Origin of the sequence: Micrococcus sp. FDAARGOS_333 (assembly GCF_002206575.2) — a bacterium.
GTDB lineage: Bacteria > Actinomycetota > Actinomycetes > Actinomycetales > Micrococcaceae > Micrococcus > Micrococcus lylae.
The window spans coordinates 1,910,810-1,927,403 of record NZ_NJFJ02000001.1 but is presented as its reverse complement, the minus strand read 5'-3'; the positions used below and the strand labels follow the sequence as shown (position 1 = coordinate 1,927,403).

General features: G+C 73.7%; 16 protein-coding genes. 9 read left to right on the top strand and 7 right to left on the bottom strand.

Annotated features, from left to right (window positions below; genetic code table 11):
* The first annotated feature begins 1 nt into the window (after nucleotide 1).
* A complete protein-coding gene (locus CEQ11_RS08545; protein WP_088478331.1) occupies nucleotides 2-976 on the top strand; it encodes an aldo/keto reductase in 975 nt (324 codons plus the stop codon).
* Between the two features lie 5 nt (nucleotides 977-981).
* Nucleotides 982-1,344: a PLD nuclease N-terminal domain-containing protein gene (locus tag CEQ11_RS08540; RefSeq protein WP_088478330.1), complete on the top strand. Its 363-nt coding sequence runs from the start codon at nucleotides 982-984 to the stop codon at nucleotides 1,342-1,344.
* Nucleotides 1,345-1,609: 265 nt separating this feature from the next.
* Here the strand turns inward: CEQ11_RS08540 and CEQ11_RS08535 are convergent, their stop codons facing one another.
* The gene (locus CEQ11_RS08535) at nucleotides 1,610-2,095 is read right to left on the bottom strand and encodes a ubiquinol-cytochrome c reductase iron-sulfur subunit (RefSeq protein WP_088478329.1); all 486 of its coding nucleotides are present in this window, start codon (nucleotides 2,093-2,095) and stop codon (nucleotides 1,610-1,612) included.
* A gap of 58 nt (nucleotides 2,096-2,153) precedes the next feature.
* Here CEQ11_RS08535 and CEQ11_RS08530 point away from each other — a divergent pair, with 58 nt between their 5' ends.
* A complete protein-coding gene (locus CEQ11_RS08530) occupies nucleotides 2,154-2,819 on the top strand; it encodes a hypothetical protein (RefSeq protein WP_088478328.1) in 666 nt (221 codons plus the stop codon).
* A 99-nt stretch (nucleotides 2,820-2,918) separates the two neighbouring features.
* On the opposite strand, the gene CEQ11_RS08525 is transcribed toward CEQ11_RS08530, so the two are convergent.
* The 5 genes from CEQ11_RS08525 to msrB all read right to left on the bottom strand — a co-directional run bounded on the left by CEQ11_RS08525 (nucleotide 2,919) and on the right by msrB (nucleotide 8,817).
* On the bottom strand, nucleotides 2,919-5,084 hold the full coding sequence (locus CEQ11_RS08525) for a 3-hydroxyacyl-CoA dehydrogenase NAD-binding domain-containing protein (protein WP_088478327.1): 2,166 nt from the start codon (nucleotides 5,082-5,084) through the stop codon (nucleotides 2,919-2,921).
* A 125-nt stretch (nucleotides 5,085-5,209) separates the two neighbouring features.
* Complete coding sequence (locus tag CEQ11_RS08520; protein ID WP_088478326.1) at nucleotides 5,210-6,502, bottom strand: HRDC domain-containing protein; 1,293 nt, start codon at nucleotides 6,500-6,502, stop codon at nucleotides 5,210-5,212.
* The gene (locus tag CEQ11_RS08515) at nucleotides 6,499-7,122 is read right to left on the bottom strand and encodes a DUF3000 domain-containing protein (protein WP_087133355.1); all 624 of its coding nucleotides are present in this window, start codon (nucleotides 7,120-7,122) and stop codon (nucleotides 6,499-6,501) included. Before CEQ11_RS08515 ends, CEQ11_RS08520 begins: the two co-directional genes overlap by 4 nt.
* A 136-nt stretch (nucleotides 7,123-7,258) precedes the next feature.
* Nucleotides 7,259-8,371 carry a low specificity L-threonine aldolase gene (locus CEQ11_RS08510; protein WP_088478325.1) on the bottom strand — a complete coding sequence of 371 codons (1,113 nt, stop codon included), beginning with the start codon at nucleotides 8,369-8,371 and terminating at the stop codon, nucleotides 7,259-7,261.
* A gap of 2 nt (nucleotides 8,372-8,373) precedes the next feature.
* Nucleotides 8,374-8,817 (bottom strand): peptide-methionine (R)-S-oxide reductase MsrB, encoded by a 444-nt coding sequence (gene msrB, locus CEQ11_RS08505; RefSeq protein WP_067189431.1) that lies wholly within the window; start codon nucleotides 8,815-8,817, stop codon nucleotides 8,374-8,376.
* Nucleotides 8,818-8,917: 100 nt separating this feature from the next.
* On the opposite strand from msrB, the gene CEQ11_RS08500 reads away from it, so the two are divergent.
* Nucleotides 8,918-10,294, top strand: a complete 1,377-nt coding sequence (locus CEQ11_RS08500) for a S9 family peptidase (protein WP_227718817.1) — start codon at nucleotides 8,918-8,920, stop codon at nucleotides 10,292-10,294.
* 90 nt (nucleotides 10,295-10,384) lie between these two features.
* Here the strand turns inward: CEQ11_RS08500 and CEQ11_RS08495 are convergent, their stop codons facing one another.
* Nucleotides 10,385-12,451: a M3 family metallopeptidase gene (locus tag CEQ11_RS08495; RefSeq protein ID WP_227718816.1), complete on the bottom strand. Its 2,067-nt coding sequence runs from the start codon at nucleotides 12,449-12,451 to the stop codon at nucleotides 10,385-10,387.
* 177 nt (nucleotides 12,452-12,628) lie between these two features.
* Between CEQ11_RS08495 and CEQ11_RS08490 the strand changes: the two genes are divergently transcribed.
* The 5 genes from CEQ11_RS08490 to yajC all read left to right on the top strand — a co-directional run bounded on the left by CEQ11_RS08490 (nucleotide 12,629) and on the right by yajC (nucleotide 16,581).
* Nucleotides 12,629-13,393 carry a YebC/PmpR family DNA-binding transcriptional regulator gene (locus CEQ11_RS08490; RefSeq protein ID WP_067189435.1) on the top strand — a complete coding sequence of 255 codons (765 nt, stop codon included), beginning with the start codon at nucleotides 12,629-12,631 and terminating at the stop codon, nucleotides 13,391-13,393.
* Between the two features lie 32 nt (nucleotides 13,394-13,425).
* Nucleotides 13,426-14,097, top strand: a complete 672-nt coding sequence (ruvC, locus tag CEQ11_RS08485; protein WP_067189488.1) for a crossover junction endodeoxyribonuclease RuvC — start codon at nucleotides 13,426-13,428, stop codon at nucleotides 14,095-14,097.
* Nucleotides 14,098-14,243: 146 nt separating this feature from the next.
* A complete protein-coding gene (gene ruvA, locus CEQ11_RS08480) occupies nucleotides 14,244-14,888 on the top strand; it encodes a Holliday junction branch migration protein RuvA (protein WP_088478322.1) in 645 nt (214 codons plus the stop codon).
* Nucleotides 14,885-15,922: a Holliday junction branch migration DNA helicase RuvB gene (gene ruvB, locus CEQ11_RS08475; protein ID WP_088478321.1), complete on the top strand. Its 1,038-nt coding sequence runs from the start codon at nucleotides 14,885-14,887 to the stop codon at nucleotides 15,920-15,922. The genes ruvA and ruvB overlap by 4 nt, the downstream gene beginning before the upstream one ends.
* A 161-nt stretch (nucleotides 15,923-16,083) precedes the next feature.
* Nucleotides 16,084-16,581 (top strand): preprotein translocase subunit YajC, encoded by a 498-nt coding sequence (gene yajC, locus CEQ11_RS08470; protein ID WP_227718815.1) that lies wholly within the window; start codon nucleotides 16,084-16,086, stop codon nucleotides 16,579-16,581.
* The last annotated feature ends 13 nt before the right edge of the window (nucleotides 16,582-16,594 follow it).

The following is a 16,594-nucleotide window of genomic DNA, read 5'->3' as shown; positions in this document are numbered from 1 at the left end:
CATGCAGACCCGTCGAGTGGGCAACTCCGGCCTGACCGTCTCCGTGATCGGCCTGGGGTGCAACAACCTCGGCCGCGCCGGCACCGCCACCGAGTCCCAGGCCGGGACCGATGCCGTGGTGCGGGCCGCGATCGACCACGGCATCACCTTCTTCGACGTCGCGGACATGTACGGGGCCACCCCGGGGCTGTCCGAGGAGCGCCTCGGCAAGGCGCTCGGCGCGGACCGCGACAAGATCGTGCTGGGCACGAAGTTCGGCATGGACATGGACGGCGCCAACGGCCCGGACTTCGGCGCCCGCGGCTCCCGCGCGTACATCGTGCGCGCGGTGGAGGCCTCCCTGCGCCGCCTCGGCACGGACTGGATCGACCTCTACCAGTTCCACACCCCGGACCCCCAGACGCCGATCGACGAGACCCTGGCCGCCCTGGACGACCTCGTCCGGGCCGGAAAGGTCCGCTATATCGGCCACTCCAACCGCTGCGGCTGGCAGATCGCGCAGGCCGAGTACGTGGCCCGCGAGCTCGGCACCGAGCGGTTCGTCTCCGCGCAGAACCACTACAACCTGCTGGACCGCCGCGCCGAGCAGGAGGTCGTCCCGGCCGCCGAGGAGTTCGGCCTCGGCGTGTTCCCGTACTTCCCCCTGGCCAACGGCCTGCTCACCGGCAAGTACTCGGACGGCAGTGCCCCGGCCGGCTCGCGCCTGTCCCACGTGCGCCAGAACCTCGTGGAGGACGCCGACCGCGAGCAGCTCGCGGCGTTCGGCGCCTTCGCGCGGGAGCGCGACCTCACCGAGGTGCAGGTCGCCCTCGGCTGGCTCGCCGCGCAGGGGCCGGTGGCCTCGGTGATCGCCGGCGCGACCCGACCGGAGCAGATCGGGCAGAACGTCCGTGCCGCCGACTGGGAGCCCACCCAGGAGGACCTCGCCGCGCTGGACGAGATCTTCCCGGCGGTGCCCCGCGTCGCCCTGTTCTGAGCGCTGTGGCCCTGCTGTCCGTGCTGTCCTCGCCACAGACCTGGTGGTGGACGGCGTCGATCGTGGTCGGCGTGCTCTTCCTCGTCGGCCTGGTGACCCTGTCCCGCTCGCCCCTGGACGAGCGCCGTCGTGTGCCCTGGGTGCTGGCGATCGTCTGCCTGCCGGGCCTCGGCTCGCTGGCGTGGCTGTGGTGGCGGTACCGCCACTATCCGGCCCGCCGCGCCGAGCAGCCCGACTGGGACCCGAACTCGAACGCCGCCCCGCTGCTCCCGCCGGCCCGCTCGCCGAAGGTCGCAGCTCGGCGCCGGTACGGTGCCGACCCAGACCCCTCGGTCCCCGGCTCCCGCCGCTATAGCGCCCAGGACTGAGGCACTGTCGTTCGGGAAACAGTCGCGTCCCGGGACACTTTCGTTCGGGAAACAGTCGCGTCCCAGCGCACTGTCGTTCGGGAAACGGTCGCGTGGCCGGGACCCCGCGCCACGGAACCCCGTCCCTCCGCCTGTCGGTGCCGGTCGTTCCGTCACACCTGGCATCGACTCGCCCCGTGCCGACCCGAGTGCCTGACCACAGGCCGACGGCCGCCCACCTGACCAGGTGGGCGGCCGTCGTCGTGGAGCCGGTGGTGGGGGTAGGTCAGAGCTTGACCAGGATCTGCTCTCCGTCCACGCGCGCCTGGAAGTCGGTGAGCGGCTTCTTCGCCGGCCCGCCGTAGGGCTTGCCGGTCACCGGGTCGAAGTGGGAGCCGTGGCACGGGCAGCCGTAGGTGGTCTGGCCGTCGCGCTCGGTGATCTCCACGGCGCAGCCCTGGTGGGTGCAGACGTTGGAGTATGCGGTGACGTTGTCCTCGTCCTCGCGGTGTAGCAGCAGGGTGCGGCCGTCCACGTCCAGCTGCGTGGACTCGCCCACGGGCAGGTCGGCCGAGGCCATGACCTCGGTGAAGTCGCCGCCGGTGTGGTGCTTCTGCGCGGCGTTCTCCTCCTTCAGCTGCTGGGTGCAGCCGGACAGGGCCAGCGAGCCGGCGCCGGCCGCCGCGGCGGCCAGGGAACCGCGCAGGACGGCGCGACGGTTCGAGCAGGCACAGCCTTCGGTGGCGATGGGGGTGGTGTCCTCGTTGCTCATGGATCCCATTGTCCCAGGTGTCGCGAGGAGAACCCGCAGTTCTGACAGGATGGGACACGTGAGTTCCCCGAAGACCCCCGGCCTGTACCCGCTCGACCCGCTCGACGATTGGGAGGCGTTCCTGCTCGGCGGCGAGCACTGCGGCTTCCTGCACCGGCACCTGGCCGACGGCGTGCTGACCACCCGCACCGCCTTCCAGCCGACACCCGCGCAGCGCGCCGCGACCCCGTCCCTCCCGGAGCGGTTCATGGCCCAGTGCCAGGTGCACTTCGCCGCCGACGGCTCCACCTGGACCGAGCTGTCCTACGAGGACTCCGCCTCCGCCCAGCGCGTGCGCATCGAGCGCGAGCGCGCCGGCCTGGACGCGGACATCGTGCCCTCCTACGCGGACGGCCTGCTGGCCCGCACGGTGGGCGAGACCGGCGAGGCCCTGACGTACCGGCGCCTGGAAGAGGCCTCACCACTGCAGGGCCCCGCACGGATCCTCGAGGCCGCGCTCGCCCCCACGGACGTCGAGGCGGCCCCCGGCGGCGACGGCGCCGCGGCACACCGCATCGAGCTGCGCTCCGAGGGCCACGTGCTCGGCATCCACTGGGTGCGTGAGGGCGCACTGACCGGCTCCGACTGGGGAGCCGGCGCCATCTCCGTTCCCGTCGACTCGGACGAGGCCGCCCTCCACGGGCTGCCCGAGGACCTGGTCACCTTCGCCCGCATGCCGCGCTGAGCGTCACCGCCGACCGCGGTGCACGCCGCCGCAGACCGCGCTGAGCGGCGCGGCGACGTGCACCCGAGGGCGGACGTCCGCCGGTGAGCCGGTGCGGGCTCAGGCGGCGTGGAACCGCTGACCGTTGACGCGCTCGGAGGCGCCCACCGTGTCCAGGTACGGGGTGATGCCGCCCAGATGCATCGGCCAGCCGGCGCCGAGGATCATGCACAGGTCCACGTCCTCCGGCGCGGCCACCACGCCCTCGTCCAGGAGCAGGCCGATCTCCTCGGCCAGCGCGTCCTGCACGCGGACGAGCAGCTGCTCGGCGGTCTGCGGGTCCTCGCCCTGGCTCAGCAGTGCGGCGGTGGCCTCGGGGATGGCCTCGCCGGTCGCGCCGCCGGCCTCGGCCGGGTCCTTGACGTCCTTGGCCCAGAGGGCGGTCTTGCCGCCGTCGATGAGCGCCTGGACGTTCTTCGACACCGGGAAGCGCTCCTCGCCGAAGGCCGCCGCCAGGGACTCGGAGACGTGCTGGGCCACGGGCAGACCCACCATGGCGGCCAGGGTGAACGGCGTCATGGGCATGGCCAGAGGATCGAGCGCGTGGTCCGCGGTGAGGGCGTCGGTGCCGGCGTCGAAGGAGGCCTGGACCTCGCCCATGAGGCGCAGGAGCACGCGGTTGACCACGAAGGCGGCGGCGTCGTGCACGAGCACGCCGGTCTTGCGCAGGCGGCGGGACAGCTCGAAGGCGGTGGCCACCACGGCGTCCGTGGTCTGCTCCACGCGGACGATCTCCACCAGGGGCATCTGGGCCACCGGGTTGAAGAAGTGGAAGCCCACAAGGCGCTCGGGGTGCTCCAGCACCTCGGCCATGCCGGCCACGGACAGGGAGGAGGTGTTGGTCATGAGGATCGCGTCCTCGCGGACGATGCCCTCGAGCTCGCGGAACACGGTGCGCTTGACCTCGAGCTCCTCGAACACGGCCTCGATGACCACGTCGGCGTCCGCGTAGACGGACTTGTCCGTGGAGCCGCTGATCAGGCCGGCCAGCCCCTCGCCCTGCTCGGCGGTGAGGCGCCCGCGCTCGACCTGCTTGGTCACCTGCTTCTGCACGAAGGCGAGGCCGCGCTGCACGCGCTCGTCGTCCATGTCCGTCATCACCACGGGCACCTGCAGGTGCTGGGCGAACAGCAGGGCGAGCTGACCGGCCATCAGGCCCGCACCGACCACGCCGACCTTCTTCACCGGCATCGCACGGTCCGCACCCGGATCGCCGGCCGGATTCTTCGCCCGGCCCTGGACCAGGCCGAGGAACGCGTAGACGGTGTGGCGGAACTCGTCCGAGGCGATCAGCTCGGACAGCGCCTCGGCCTCGGCCTGCGCGGACTCGGCGCGTGTGCGGGTCCGGGCGCCCACGAACAGCTGCTCGAGGCGGCGGCGGGCCGGCAGGTCGGCGCCGGGGCGGGCGGCCTGGAGCGTCGCGAAGGCCTCGACGGCGCGGTCCCAGGCGGCGTCCGAGGTGTCCCGGTCGCGGTGGGCGGCCAGCTCGGCGGCCACGGCCTCGTCACCGGTGACCAGGGCGCCCGCCAGCTCGAGGCCGGCCTCCATCAGGTCGCCGTCGACGATGCGGTCCATCAGGCCCAGCTCGTGGGCCTCGGCGGCCTTGAGCAGACGGTTGTTGTCCAGCGGATTCTTGAGGACCACCTGCACGGCGGCCTCGGGGCCGATCAGGTGCGGGACGCGCCAGACGCCGGACCAGCCGGGGATCAGCCCGAGGCGCACCTCGGGCAGGCCGAATCCCTTCGCGTCGGCGGCCACGATGCGATGGTCCGCGGCGAGAGCCAGCTCCAGGCCGCCGCCGAGGGCGAGGCCGTTGACCAGGGCGACGGTCGGGGCCGGGAACGCGCTGATGCGGTCGTAGACGGCATGGCCGAGCAGCGCGAGGTCGGCGCCTCGGGAGGTGTCCTCGAAGGAGGCCACCAGGGACAGGTCGGCGCCGGCGGCGAAGGTGCCCTCCACGCCGGTGTAGGCCAGCGCCTGGATCTCACCGGCCTCGGCGCGGCGGGCCTGGGCCTCGACCACGCGGCCGAGCTCCAGCAGGGTGCGCGGGCCGAGGGTGGCCGGGCGGCGGGGTCCGGCGCCGTTGTCCAGGGTCAGCAGGGCGAGCGTGCCGGCGCCGCCGGGCAGCTCGTGGTCGGTCACCTCGGCGGTGGTCAGCACCTCGTCCGGCGCCATGGCGGCGAGGGACTCGAACTGCTCGAGCGGGGCGGGGGTGTGCGCGGTCATGAGGCTCCTGTTCGTCGCGAGAGAGGGAGGCGTACCGCGTCTCATGCTTCCCGACGACGGCCGCTCGCCTCTGTCCTGTCCGTCACATTACCCGTGGGTAACCTTCCGGCGCATCCGCGCCGCGCTCAGACCGACATGGGGTTGAGGAAGGAGACCGTGAGGATCGCGGCGGTCTGCTCGACCTGCCAGGGGCGGGCGCCGAGCCCGGCGAGGGCCTCCGCCACGGACTCAGGGGTCACGACCGCCGGCGGGTCCCAGCAGATCCGACGCAGGGTGTCCGGGGTGAGCAGGTTCTCGGTGGGCATGCCGATCTCGGCGGCGTGCCGGGCGACCCAGGGCTTGGCGGTGCGCAGGCGCGCGTCGGCCTCCGGGCTGCGGTCCTTCCACAGGCGGGGCTGCGGGGGACCGTCGCCACGGCCGCGGCGGTGCACCTCCGGGGCGTCGCCGTCGGCGGCGCGGTCCCGACCGGCCTTGATCGCCGCCACCCACCGGGCCGCCTCCCGACCGGCGGCGCGGCCGTGGAAGCCCTGGGTGGCGCGCAGCTGTGGGACGGTGCGCGGCTGGGCCTTCGCCGCGGCCACGATCGCCGAGTCGGGGAGCAGGCGGCCGGGGGCGATGTCCCTGTGCCGGGCCAGGTCGTCGCGGGCCTGCCAGAGCTCGCGCAGCACGGCAAGCTGGGTGCGGCTCTTGAGCGCGTGCGCTCCGGAGGTGCGGCGCCACGGGTCCTCACGCGGTCCGGGAACGGGGGTGGTGCGGATGTGCTCGAACTCCTGCTCGGCCCACTCGCGCTTGCCCTGGGACTCGAGCAGCGCGAGCAGGGCCTCGCGCAGCTCCACCAGCAGCTCCACGTCGAGGGCGGCGTAGGTGAGCCAGGACTCGGGCAGCGGTCGGGTGGACCAGTCCGCGGCCGAGTGCTCCTTGGCCAGGGTCACGCCGAGCATGTGCTCGAGGACCGCGGCAAGGCCCACACGGGGCAATCCGGCCAGACGGGCGGCGAGCTCGGTGTCGAAGAGCCGGTCCGGCCAGAGGCCCAGCTCGGACAGGCAGGGCAGGTCCTGCGTGGAGGCGTGCAGGATCCACTCGACGCCCTTCAGCGCCGCCACGAGCGGGGACAGGTCGTCGAACGCCTCCGGGTCGATCAGCCAGATGCCGGAGCCGGTGCGCTTGAGCTGCACGAGGAAGGCACGCTGGCCGTAGCGGATGCCGGAGGCGCGCTCGGCGTCGACGGCCACGGGTCCGGTGCCGCCGGACAGGGCCTCCGCGCAGGCGGCCAGACCGCCGGGCGTGTCGGTCAGCAGGGGGACCCCGTCGGCCGGCTCGGTGATGAGGCGGGGCGCCTCGGAGGCGGCGGTCTGCGTCGCGGCGGGGGAGCCGCCGTCGTGCTTCTGCGACGAACGGCTGGAGGGGGTGCGGGTCATGCGTCCTTCCTGAGCACGGGCAGGGCCGTGACGCCGTCGGGCTGCGGGGGCAGGCCCGCGAACGCACAGACCATCTCGGCCCAGGCCTCCAGATGGGCGCCCATGGCGCGGCCGCCCGGCGTCCAGGAGGCGCGCATCTCGATCTCGGTGGCGTCCGGGCGCTCGGCGAGGGTGCCGAACGACTCGGCCAGGATGCGGGTGGCGGTGCCGCCGGCGGCGGTGTAGTCCGCGTGGCGCAGCTCGAGGGAGTCCACGAGCCAGGTCCAGGCGACGGCGCCGAGCATCGGGTCTTCGGCGACGTCCAGCTCCAGGCCGGCCTTGATGTAGGTGACCACGCGGAAGGTGCCCTGCCAGAGCTCCGAGCCCTCCGGGTCGTGGAGGAGGACGAAGCGGCCGGTGGCCACGGCTGGGGGGATGTCCTCCGCGTCGGACAGGGGGCGCACGTCCGCGGCCAGGGCCACCGCGTGCGGGGCCAGGCCCTGGGGTGCGGCGATCTCGCGCAGCCGGACCTCGCGGCGCGGGGAGGCGTCCCGCAGCTCGCGCAGGGCGGTCCGGAAGGCACCGGGCAGGGCAGGGGACGCCCCGGGACGTGCTCCGTTCTGCAGTCCGACGAGGGTCATACGGAACAGCGTAGGACCGGCCGGCCCGGACACGGCGAGGGCGCGCCGGTGTCGGGCCGGACAGGCTCCGCTCAGGGCACGAGGGCGCGCCGGTGGCGGGCCGTTCGGGACCTTCGCACGCCGCGGGGGCGACGGCTCAGCCGTGCGCGGCGACGGCCTCGGCCACGGCGTCGGCGAAGTCGTCCACGTCCTGCTCCGTGGTGTCCCAGGAGGTCATCCAGCGGACCTCGTGGCGCTGCGGGTCCCAGTCGTAGAACGGGAAGCGGGCGCGCACCTGGTCCGCGGCGGCCGGGTCCAGCACCGCGAAGAGCGTGTTGGCCTCCGGACGCTGGGTGAGGACCACGCCGTCGATCTGTTCCACCCGGGCGGCCAGGCGGGCGGCCATGGCGTTGGCGTGGCCGGCCAGCCGGATGCCGAGGTCGTCCGTGAGCAGGGCGAGCAGCTGGGCGGAGAGGTAGCGGTGCTTGGAACCGAGCTGCATGGACGCCTTGCGCAGGTAGCCCAGCGCCTTCTCGGCACGCTGCGCGGCCGAGGACGCGTCCCCGCCGGGCAGGTCCGCGGCGGTGATGTGCCCGGCGGCGAGGATCGCGTCCGGGTTCAGCACCACGATCGCCTCCGCGCCGAGGCCTCCGGCCTTGGTGCCGCCGTAGGACACCACATCCACGCCGGCGTCCGTGGTGAAGGCGCGCAGCGGCACGCCGAGCGCGGCGGCGGCGTTGGAGAGGCGGGCGCCGTCCATGTAGACGGTCAGGCCGGCCTCGTGCACGGCATCCGTGAGCGCCTTCACCTGCTCCACGGAGTAGACGGTGCCGACCTCTGTGGCCTGGGCGATCTCCACCACGGCCGGCTGCACGGCGTGGACGAATCCGTCCCGGTGCACGTGCGGAGCGACCAGCTCCGGGGTGAGCCGGCCGTCCGGGGTGGCCACGGACAGCAGGGAGGTGCGTCCGATGCGCTCGGGGGCGCCGCCCTCGTCGTGGCGGATGTGGGCACACTCGGCGGCCAGGACGGCGCCCCACGGCGGAAGCATGGCCTGCAGGGCCACCACGTTGGCTCCGGTGCCGTTGAACACGGGGACGGCGAACGCCTGCTCGCCGAACTCGGCGCGGACGGCCTCGCCGAGGGCTGCGGTGACGGGATCGTCCCCGTAGGAGCGGGCGTGGCCGGAGTCGGCGGCGGCGAGGGCGGCCCAGACGTCCGGGTGGACGGGGGCGTAGTTGTCCGAGGCGAAGGCGCGCAGGCCGGTCATCGTCAGGCGGGTCCTTCCGGCTGCAGGGTCAGGGAGATCGAGTTGATGCAGTAGCGCAGGTCCGTGGGCGTGTCATAGCCCTCGCCCTCGAACACGTGGCCCAGGTGGGAGGCGCAGGCGGCGCAGCGGACCTCCACGCGGCGCATGCCGAGCGTGGTGTCCTCCCGGTACTCCACGCGGTCCTCGGCGAGCGGGGCGAAGAAGGACGGCCAGCCGCAGTGGGCGGAGAACTTCTGCTCCGAGCGGAACAGCTCGGCGCCGCAGGCGCGGCAGGCGTAGACGCCCACCGTGTTCGTGTCCCAATACTCGCCGGTGAAGGCGCGCTCGGTGCCGGCGCGGCGCAGCACGTGGAACTCCTCGGGGGACAGGCGCGCGGCCCAGTCCTCGTCGGTCAGGGTGCGGGGATCCTCCGGAGTGGATCCGGTGGTGGGGGTGGACTCGCTCATGGGCGCGACTGTACTCCGCACTGCCCCGGACACGCCGGGGACGGGTCGCGCCGTGTCACCGTGCAGACGCGGCCCAGGAGCATGCGGGACAATGGCGGGCATGTTCGGAGACCTGCCGCGCCCCGCCACGTCCGCCGCCCCGCTGCGCGAGGACGTGCTGGACCGGGTGCGTCGGTCGGTGAGCCGCGGCCTCGACGCGGCCCGCACCTCCCTGGACCTGTCCAAGACGGCCGCCCGTACCTCCGTGGACAAGTCCGTGGACGCGGCCCGCTGGTCCCCGCTGGTGGCCTCCCTCGGGCTGTCCGCCGCGTTCGTGGTGTTCGGCGCCTCCTCGACGCTCGCCTCCGTCTTCGCCAGGATCGTGGTCACCCCCGTGCGCAACCACGCCGAGGACGTGGAGGTCCTCGCCGTGATCGACGGCGACGACGGCACCCGGGTCATCCTGTCGGCGGACTCGGAGACCACGGTCCCGGGCACCTACTCGCTCACCTTCGACGGCGGCGCCTCCTGCGCGCGCATCGGCCGGATCGTCTCCTTCGACCCCCGCGACGGCACCGTGGAGCGCGAGGTGGAGCACGTGTACTCCGGAAACCTGCACGCGGCCGCCCGCGGCCGCTTCACCGGCTTCGTCTACCCGACCCCGCAGGACGCCGGGTTCGACGCCGTGGACGTGGAGGTCCCGGTGGAGAACGGCACGGCCCCCGCCTGGCGTGTGGACCCGTCGGCCGCCCAGGACGGCACGCCACGGGCCGGGGACGGGATGTGGGCGATCATGGTCCACGGCCGCGGGGCCCGCCGCAACGAGGGCATCCGCGCGGTGCGCAGCGCCCAGAAGCTCGGCATGACCTCCCTGCTGGTGTCCTACCGCAACGACGGGGACGCCCCTGACGCCGAGGACGGCCGCTACGGGCTCGGCACCACGGAGTGGCACGACGTCCAGTCGGCCATCCGGTACGCCCTGGACCAGGGCGCCGAGGACGTCGTGCTGTTCGGCTGGTCCATGGGCGGGGCCGTGGCCCTGCAGTGCGTGGACCGCTCCGAGCTCGCCCACCGGGTGCGTGCCATCGTGCTCACCGGCCCCGTGGTCGACTGGATCGACGTGCTCAAGTACCAGGCCGGGCTCAAGCGCATCCCGGAGGCCGTCGGACTCGTCGGGCGCTGGCTGCTGTCCAACCGGGCCGGGCGCCTCGTCACCGGCCTGGCCGCCCCCGTGGACCTGAAGTCCCTCAACTGGGTGGCCCGCGCCGAGCAGCTGCGCGTGCCGACCCTGATCATGCACTCCGAGGACGACGACTACGTGCCCGTCGGCCCCTCCATGGAACTGGCCGAGCGCAACCCGGACCTGGTCCGCTTCGTCCGCTTCACCCGGGCCCGTCACACCAAGGAGTGGAACGTGGACCGGCGCAAGTGGGACCACACCGCCCGCGGCTGGCTGCGCGCCGTCCTCAACGCCACCCGTCCCGGCGCCGCCCGCTGAGCAGACGCCGCCGGGAAGCCCTGGGGTGCCGGGGAACGCAGAGGGCCGCCGGGGAACGCCCCGTCAACGTGTGAGCGCCCCCGGCCGGCATCAGGGCTGCGAGACCAGCAGGCCGCGGCGGCGCAGCAGCGGCTCCAGCTCGGCGTCCCGGCCGCGGAAGGCCCGGTACGACTCCATCAGGTCCCGGGTGTTGCCACGGGACAACAGCTCGGAGCGGAACCGCTCGCCGTTCTCCCGGGTCATGCCGCCGTTGGCGCAGAACCACTCCACGGCGTCGGCATCCAGCACCTCGGCCCAGATGTACGAGTAGTACCCGGCCGCATAGTCGTTGCCGAAGATGTGCTTGAAGCAGCCGGTGCCGTAGCGCGGGGGCACCAGAGAAGAGTCGATGCCCGCCTCGGCCAGCACCTGCTCCTGGAACGCCAGCGGGTCCGCGGTCGCCGCGTCCACGGTGTCCTCGGTGAGGGTGTGCCAGGCCATGTCCACGATCGTCGCGCCGAGGTACTCCACCGTGCGGTAGCCCTCGCCCCACAGATCCGCGGCCTGAAGACGCTCCAGTGTGCCGGCCGGCAGCGGCTCCCCGGTCTCCACATGACGGGCGTAGACGTCCAGCAGGGACGGCTCGCGCAGCCACACCTCGTTCACCTGGGACGGGAACTCCACGGTGTCCCGCGGCACGGACGTGCCGGTCAGCGAGGCGTACTGGCCCTGAGCCAGCAGGCCGTGCAGCGCGTGGCCGAACTCGTGGAACAGCGTGGTCGCCTCGTCCAGCGTGAGCAGGGCAGGCCGGCCCTCCGCCGGGGCCGGCACGTTCATGGTGTTGAAGACCACCGGGCGCTCGCCGAGGGCGTCGGCGCGGTCGCGGACGGTGTGCATCCAGGCGCCGCCGGACTTGGTGGCGCGGGCGAAGAAGTCCCCCACGAACAGGCAGATCGGCTCGTCGTCCCGGCAGACCTCCCAGACGCGGATGCCCGGGCGGTACATGTGCTCGGCCAACTCCGGGCGCTCGGCGAAGGACAGGCCGTAGAGGGCGCCGGCGGCGGCGAACACGCCGTCGGTGAGCACGCGGTCCAGTTCGAAATGCGGGCGCAGGGCGGCCGCGTCCACCGCGAACTGCTCCCTGGCGTAGGCGGCGGACAGGTACGGCCAGTCCCAGGGGGCCACGGCGCCGCCGTCGGGGGAGACCTGTGCGGCGTCGGCCTTCGCGTTGGCCATGGCCGGGCCGGCCATCGACGCCAGCAGCTCCTGCACCGCGGCCACGGACGGGGCGGCGCGGTCCTTGAGCGCGTGCTCGGCCCAGCACTCGGAGCCGAGCAGACGAGCCTTGCGCAGACGCAGCCGGACGATCTCCATGGCCACGGACAGAACCTCGTCCTCGCCCTCGGTGCCGCGGCCGATCGAGGCCTCGAACAGGTCGCGGCGCAGGTCGGCGTCCTCGAGCTGCGCCAGCTGCGGCTGGGAGACGAACAGGGACAGCGTGAGCAGGTGCTTGCCGGGGTGGCCGGCCTCCTCGGCGGCGCGGGCGGCGGCCTGCACGTCGTCGGCACCGAGGCCGGCCAGGCGGGCCGGGTCCTCCACCAGCACGGCGCGCTTGGCGGTGTCCGCCACGAGGCGGCGGGTGTAGCGGGCGCCCGCGGTGGCCAGCGCGGTGTTGATCTGCTGCAGCTCGGCGCGGTCGGCGGCGGACAGGTGCGCCCCGGCCAACTCGAGGCGCTGGGCGAACAGCTCGTGCAGGCGCGCGTCCTCGCCGGTGAGGCCGGACGCGTCCACGGCGGCCACGCGCTCGGCCAGGCGCGGGTCCAGCAGCAGGGCGTCCTCGTGGGCGGCCAGCTCCGGCATGAGCTCCTCGGACAGGGCCTGGCGGGTGTCGGTGCCGTCGGCGCTGACGAGGGTGAAGAACATGGCGGCGGAGCGGCGCAGCAGGTCGCCGGTCAGCTCGAACGCGCGCACGGTGTTCTCGAAGGTCGGGGCCTCGTCCGAGGCCAGGATCGCCTCGACCTCGCCCCGCTGCGCAGCCATGCCGGCGCGGACGGCCTCGGCCAGCTGTGCGTCGGAGACGGCGGCGAAGTCGGGGAGCCCGTAGGGGAGCGGAGAAGGGGAGGCGAGAGGGTGGTCGGCGGGCAGGGAGATGCCCTGCGTCATCTGCGGTGAGTCCATGGGCGCAGTCTAGGTGCCCGGCCGGCCCGTCCCCTCCGGCCGCCCGCGCCGGTCGGCCCGCCGCCGGTCGCCGGGCACCGACGCGCTCCTGTGACGCGCGCCCGCGGTCGGACCGGGCCGCGCCGCTAAGATGGTGCGCCGAGACATCCCGACGTCGCCGAACCGCGAAGGAGCATCATGGCCGGTCATTCCAAGTGGGCCACGACCAAGCACAAGAAGGCCGCGCTCGACGCCAAGCGTGCCAAGGCCTTCGCCAAGTACATCAAGGGCATCGAGGTCGCCGCCCGCGCCGGAGGTCCCGACCTGGCCGGCAACCCGGCCCTGGACCTGGCCGTCTCCAAGGCGAAGAAGAACTCCGTCCCCAACGACAACATCGACCGCGCCATCAAGCGCGGCGCCGGCCTGACCGGCGAGGTCGTGGACTACACCGAGATCATGTATGAGGTGCGCGGCCCGTCCGGCTCGGCCCTGATGGTGGAGTGCCTCACGGACAACAAGAACCGCGCCGCCTCCGACGTGCGCGTGGCCGTGACCCGCAACGGCGGCACGCTGGCCGACTCCGGATCCGTGGCCTTCCTGTTCGCCCGCAAGGGCGTCGTCCGCCTGCCGGCCGAGGGCAACACCGAGGACGGCCTCCTCGAGGCGATCCTCGAGGGCGGTGCGGACGCCGAGGAGGTCCAGCAGGACGGCGACGTGTTCGAGATCGTCTCCGAGGCCTCCGACCTGCGCGCCGTGGCCGAGGCCCTGGACGCCGCCGGCATCGAGTACGAGTCCGACGAGGCCGAGTTCCTGCCGTCGATGAAGGTGGAGCTGGAGGACGCCAAGTCCGCCGCGACCTTCCTGAAGCTCGTGGATGCGCTCGAGGAGCTGGACGACGTGCAGAACGTCTACTCCAACGTGGACATCCCGGAGTCCGTCCTCGCCGAGCTCGACGAGGACTGATCCGACTGGCGGAACGAGTCGGCCACGGCACCCTGCGCGTCCTGGGCGTCGACCCGGGACTGACCCGCTGCGGCATCGCCGTCGTGGAGGTCGACGCGCGGCGCCGCGGACGGCTCGTCCACGTCCGGGTGTCCGGCACGCCGTCCGACGCGCCGCTCCACGAGCGGCTGCTGCACCTGGACCGGGAGGTCACCGAGGTGCTCGAGCGGTACGCCCCGCAGCGGGCCGCCGTGGAGCGCATGTTCGCCAACAACAACACGCCCACCGTGCTGGGCACCGCCCAGGCCGCCGGCGTGGCCATCACCGCCGCCGCCCGCTGCGGGCTGGAGGTCGGCCTGCACACCCCGTCCGAGGTGAAGGCCGCCGTCACCGGCCACGGCAACGCGGGCAAGGAGCAGGTCACCGCGATGGTCACCCGCATCCTCGGCCTCGACGCCCCGCCGCGTCCGGCCGACGCCGCCGACGCGATCGCCCTGGCCCTCGCCCATGCCTGGCGCGGCACCGCCCTCGGCCGGGCCTCAGGGCAGACCGGCCTGGCCACCGGCTCCATGACCTCCCGCGGCGGACGGTCCCGGTTCGCGGAGGCCGCCGACTCTGCCGGGCGTCGGCCCGTCGGTGCGGGGACGTCGCTGACCAGGGCACAGGAGCAGTGGCTGGCCGCCGAGCGCTCCGGGGCGGCCACGGGCGCCGCCCGCCGCCGCTGATGCCGCCCCTTCCCGACGACGGCCGCGCACCCGGCGCGGTCCCTCGCCACGGCCTGCGGTCGGGTGCGTCCGGGCACCGAGCCGTTCGATAGTATGTTCGAACGCCGGCGGTCCGAATGTGTCCGTCCGGAGAAAGGACCTGTGCCGTGATCGCCTCCCTGACCGGGACCGTCGAGTACGTCGGACTGGACCGCGCCGTCATCGTCTCCGGCGGCGTCGGCCGCCTCGTGTTCGCCACGCCGCAGACCCTGTCCGCCCTGCGCGAGGGGCGCGAGGCGTGTGTGCACACCCACCTGGTGGTGAAGGAGGACTCGCTCACGCTCTTCGGGTTCGCCGCCCGGGCCGAGCAGGAGGTCTTCGAGATCCTCCTCGGCGCCAACGGCGTCGGCCCGCGCCTGGCCCTGGCCGTGCTGGCGGTGCACCCTCCTGAGGCGGTGCGCGTGGCCGTCGCCCAGGAGGACGAGAAGGCCCTGACCCGGGTGCCCGGCATCGGCCCGAAGCTGGCGAAGAAGATCCTCGTGGAGCTGGCCGGCAAGCTGGCCCCGACCGGCGCCGAGACGCCCGCCGAGGCCGCGCAGGACCAGGTGCCCGCGGCGCCGGCGGAGCACTGGCACGCGGACGTCGTCGAGGCGATGGCCGGCCTGGGCTGGTCCGAGAAGGAGGCCCTCAAGCGCGTCGAGGCCACCCTCGCGGCCCACCCCGAGCTCGACGAGGGCCGGGACGTGGCCGCCCTGCTCCGCGCCACCCTGCGCGACGTCGGTGCCGCCGCCACCGTCCGGAGCGGCCGATGAACGGCGGCGGAACCGACGCCGGGGACCGGGGCGCGGACCGCGTCGTCGCCGGGGACGCGGGGGAGGACGAGCGCCGCCTCGAGGCCGCGCTGCGTCCGAAGCACCTGGACGAGTTCGTCGGCCAGCAGCGCGTCCGCGAGCAGCTGGACCTGATGCTGGGCTCTGCCCGCCTGCGCGACCGCGCCGCGGACCACGTGCTCCTGTCCGGCCCGCCCGGGCTCGGCAAGACCACACTGGCGATGATCGTGGCCGCGGAGATGAACGCCCCGCTGCGCATCTCCTCCGGGCCGGCCATCCAGAACGCCGGCGACCTCGCGGCGATCCTCTCGTCCCTGACCGAGGGGGAGGTGCTGTTCCTGGACGAAGTCCACCGCATGTCCCGTCCGGCCGAGGAGATGCTCTACATGGCCATGGAGGACTTCCGCGTGGACATCGTCGTCGGCAAGGGCGCCGGCGCGACCTCCATTCCGCTGGAGCTGCCGCCGTTCACCCTGGTCGGGGCCACCACGCGCGCCGGCCTGCTGCCCGGGCCGCTCCGCGACCGCTTCGGGTTCACCGGGCACCTCGAGTTCTATTCGACCGAGGAACTCGAGCTCGTCCTGCGCCGCTCCGCCCTGCTGCTGGACATGGACGTCACCTCCGCCGGCTTCGCCCAGATCGCCTCCCGCTCCCGGGGCACGCCGCGCATCGCCAACCGGCTGCTGCGCCGCGTGCGCGACTGGGCGCTCGTGAAGGGCCTGACGTCCGTGGACGCCGAGGCCGCCGGCCGGGCCCTGCACATGTACGACGTGGACGAGCGCGGCCTGGATCGCCTCGACCGTGCCGTCCTGAACGCCCTCTGCACCGTCTTCGACGGGGGACCGGTCGGCCTGTCCACCCTCGCGATGGCCGTCGGCGAGGAGACCGAGACCGTCGAGACGGTCGCGGAGCCGTTCCTCATCCGCGAGGGCCTGGTCGGCCGCACGCCGCGGGGCCGTGTCGCGCTGCCCGGAGCCTGGGAGCACCTCGGGCTCCCGGCCCCGGAGCGGGGCTGAGCGGAGCGGGCCACATGCCCAGGCCAGGCGCCACGGACAGGCGCCTGGCCGTCGTCGGGCATCAGACGCCCTAGACTGGTCTGCACTGTGCGCACCCCCACACCCCGGACGGGTGTGCCTGCGCACGTCCTCATCCCCGACGACGACGGAGAGTGTCTCTCGTGACCACCCTCGCCCTGTCCATCGCAGACATGCCCATCGTGCTCGGCCAGCAGGCCGAGGGCGGCGGCGGAAGCATGTTCCTCCTGCTCATGTTCGGCGTCATGGCGCTGCTGCTCTTCTTCTCCTTCCGCAAGGCCCGCAAGGCCCAGCAGGCGCAGACCAAGATGCGCACGGAGCTGACCCCGGGCGTCGAGGTCATGACCGGCTCCGGCATCTTCGGCCACGTCGTCGCCGTGAACCAGGATTCCCAGCGCGTGACCATCGAGGTCGCCCCGGGCACCCACATGGACGTCCACCTGCAGGCCGTCGCCCAGATCGTGGAGCCGGACTCGGTCGCCTCCTCGGGCACCTCGGGCGCCGTCGCCGCGGACGACCAGACCCGGGCCGAGCAGGGCGCCGAGTACGGCGAGCCGCAGGCCCCCGCCGACGAGGACGTGGACCGCCACCGCATCCAGCTCAACGGCGAGGACCAGCCCCGCCACGACGAGCGTCCCTGACCTGTCCGTCCGC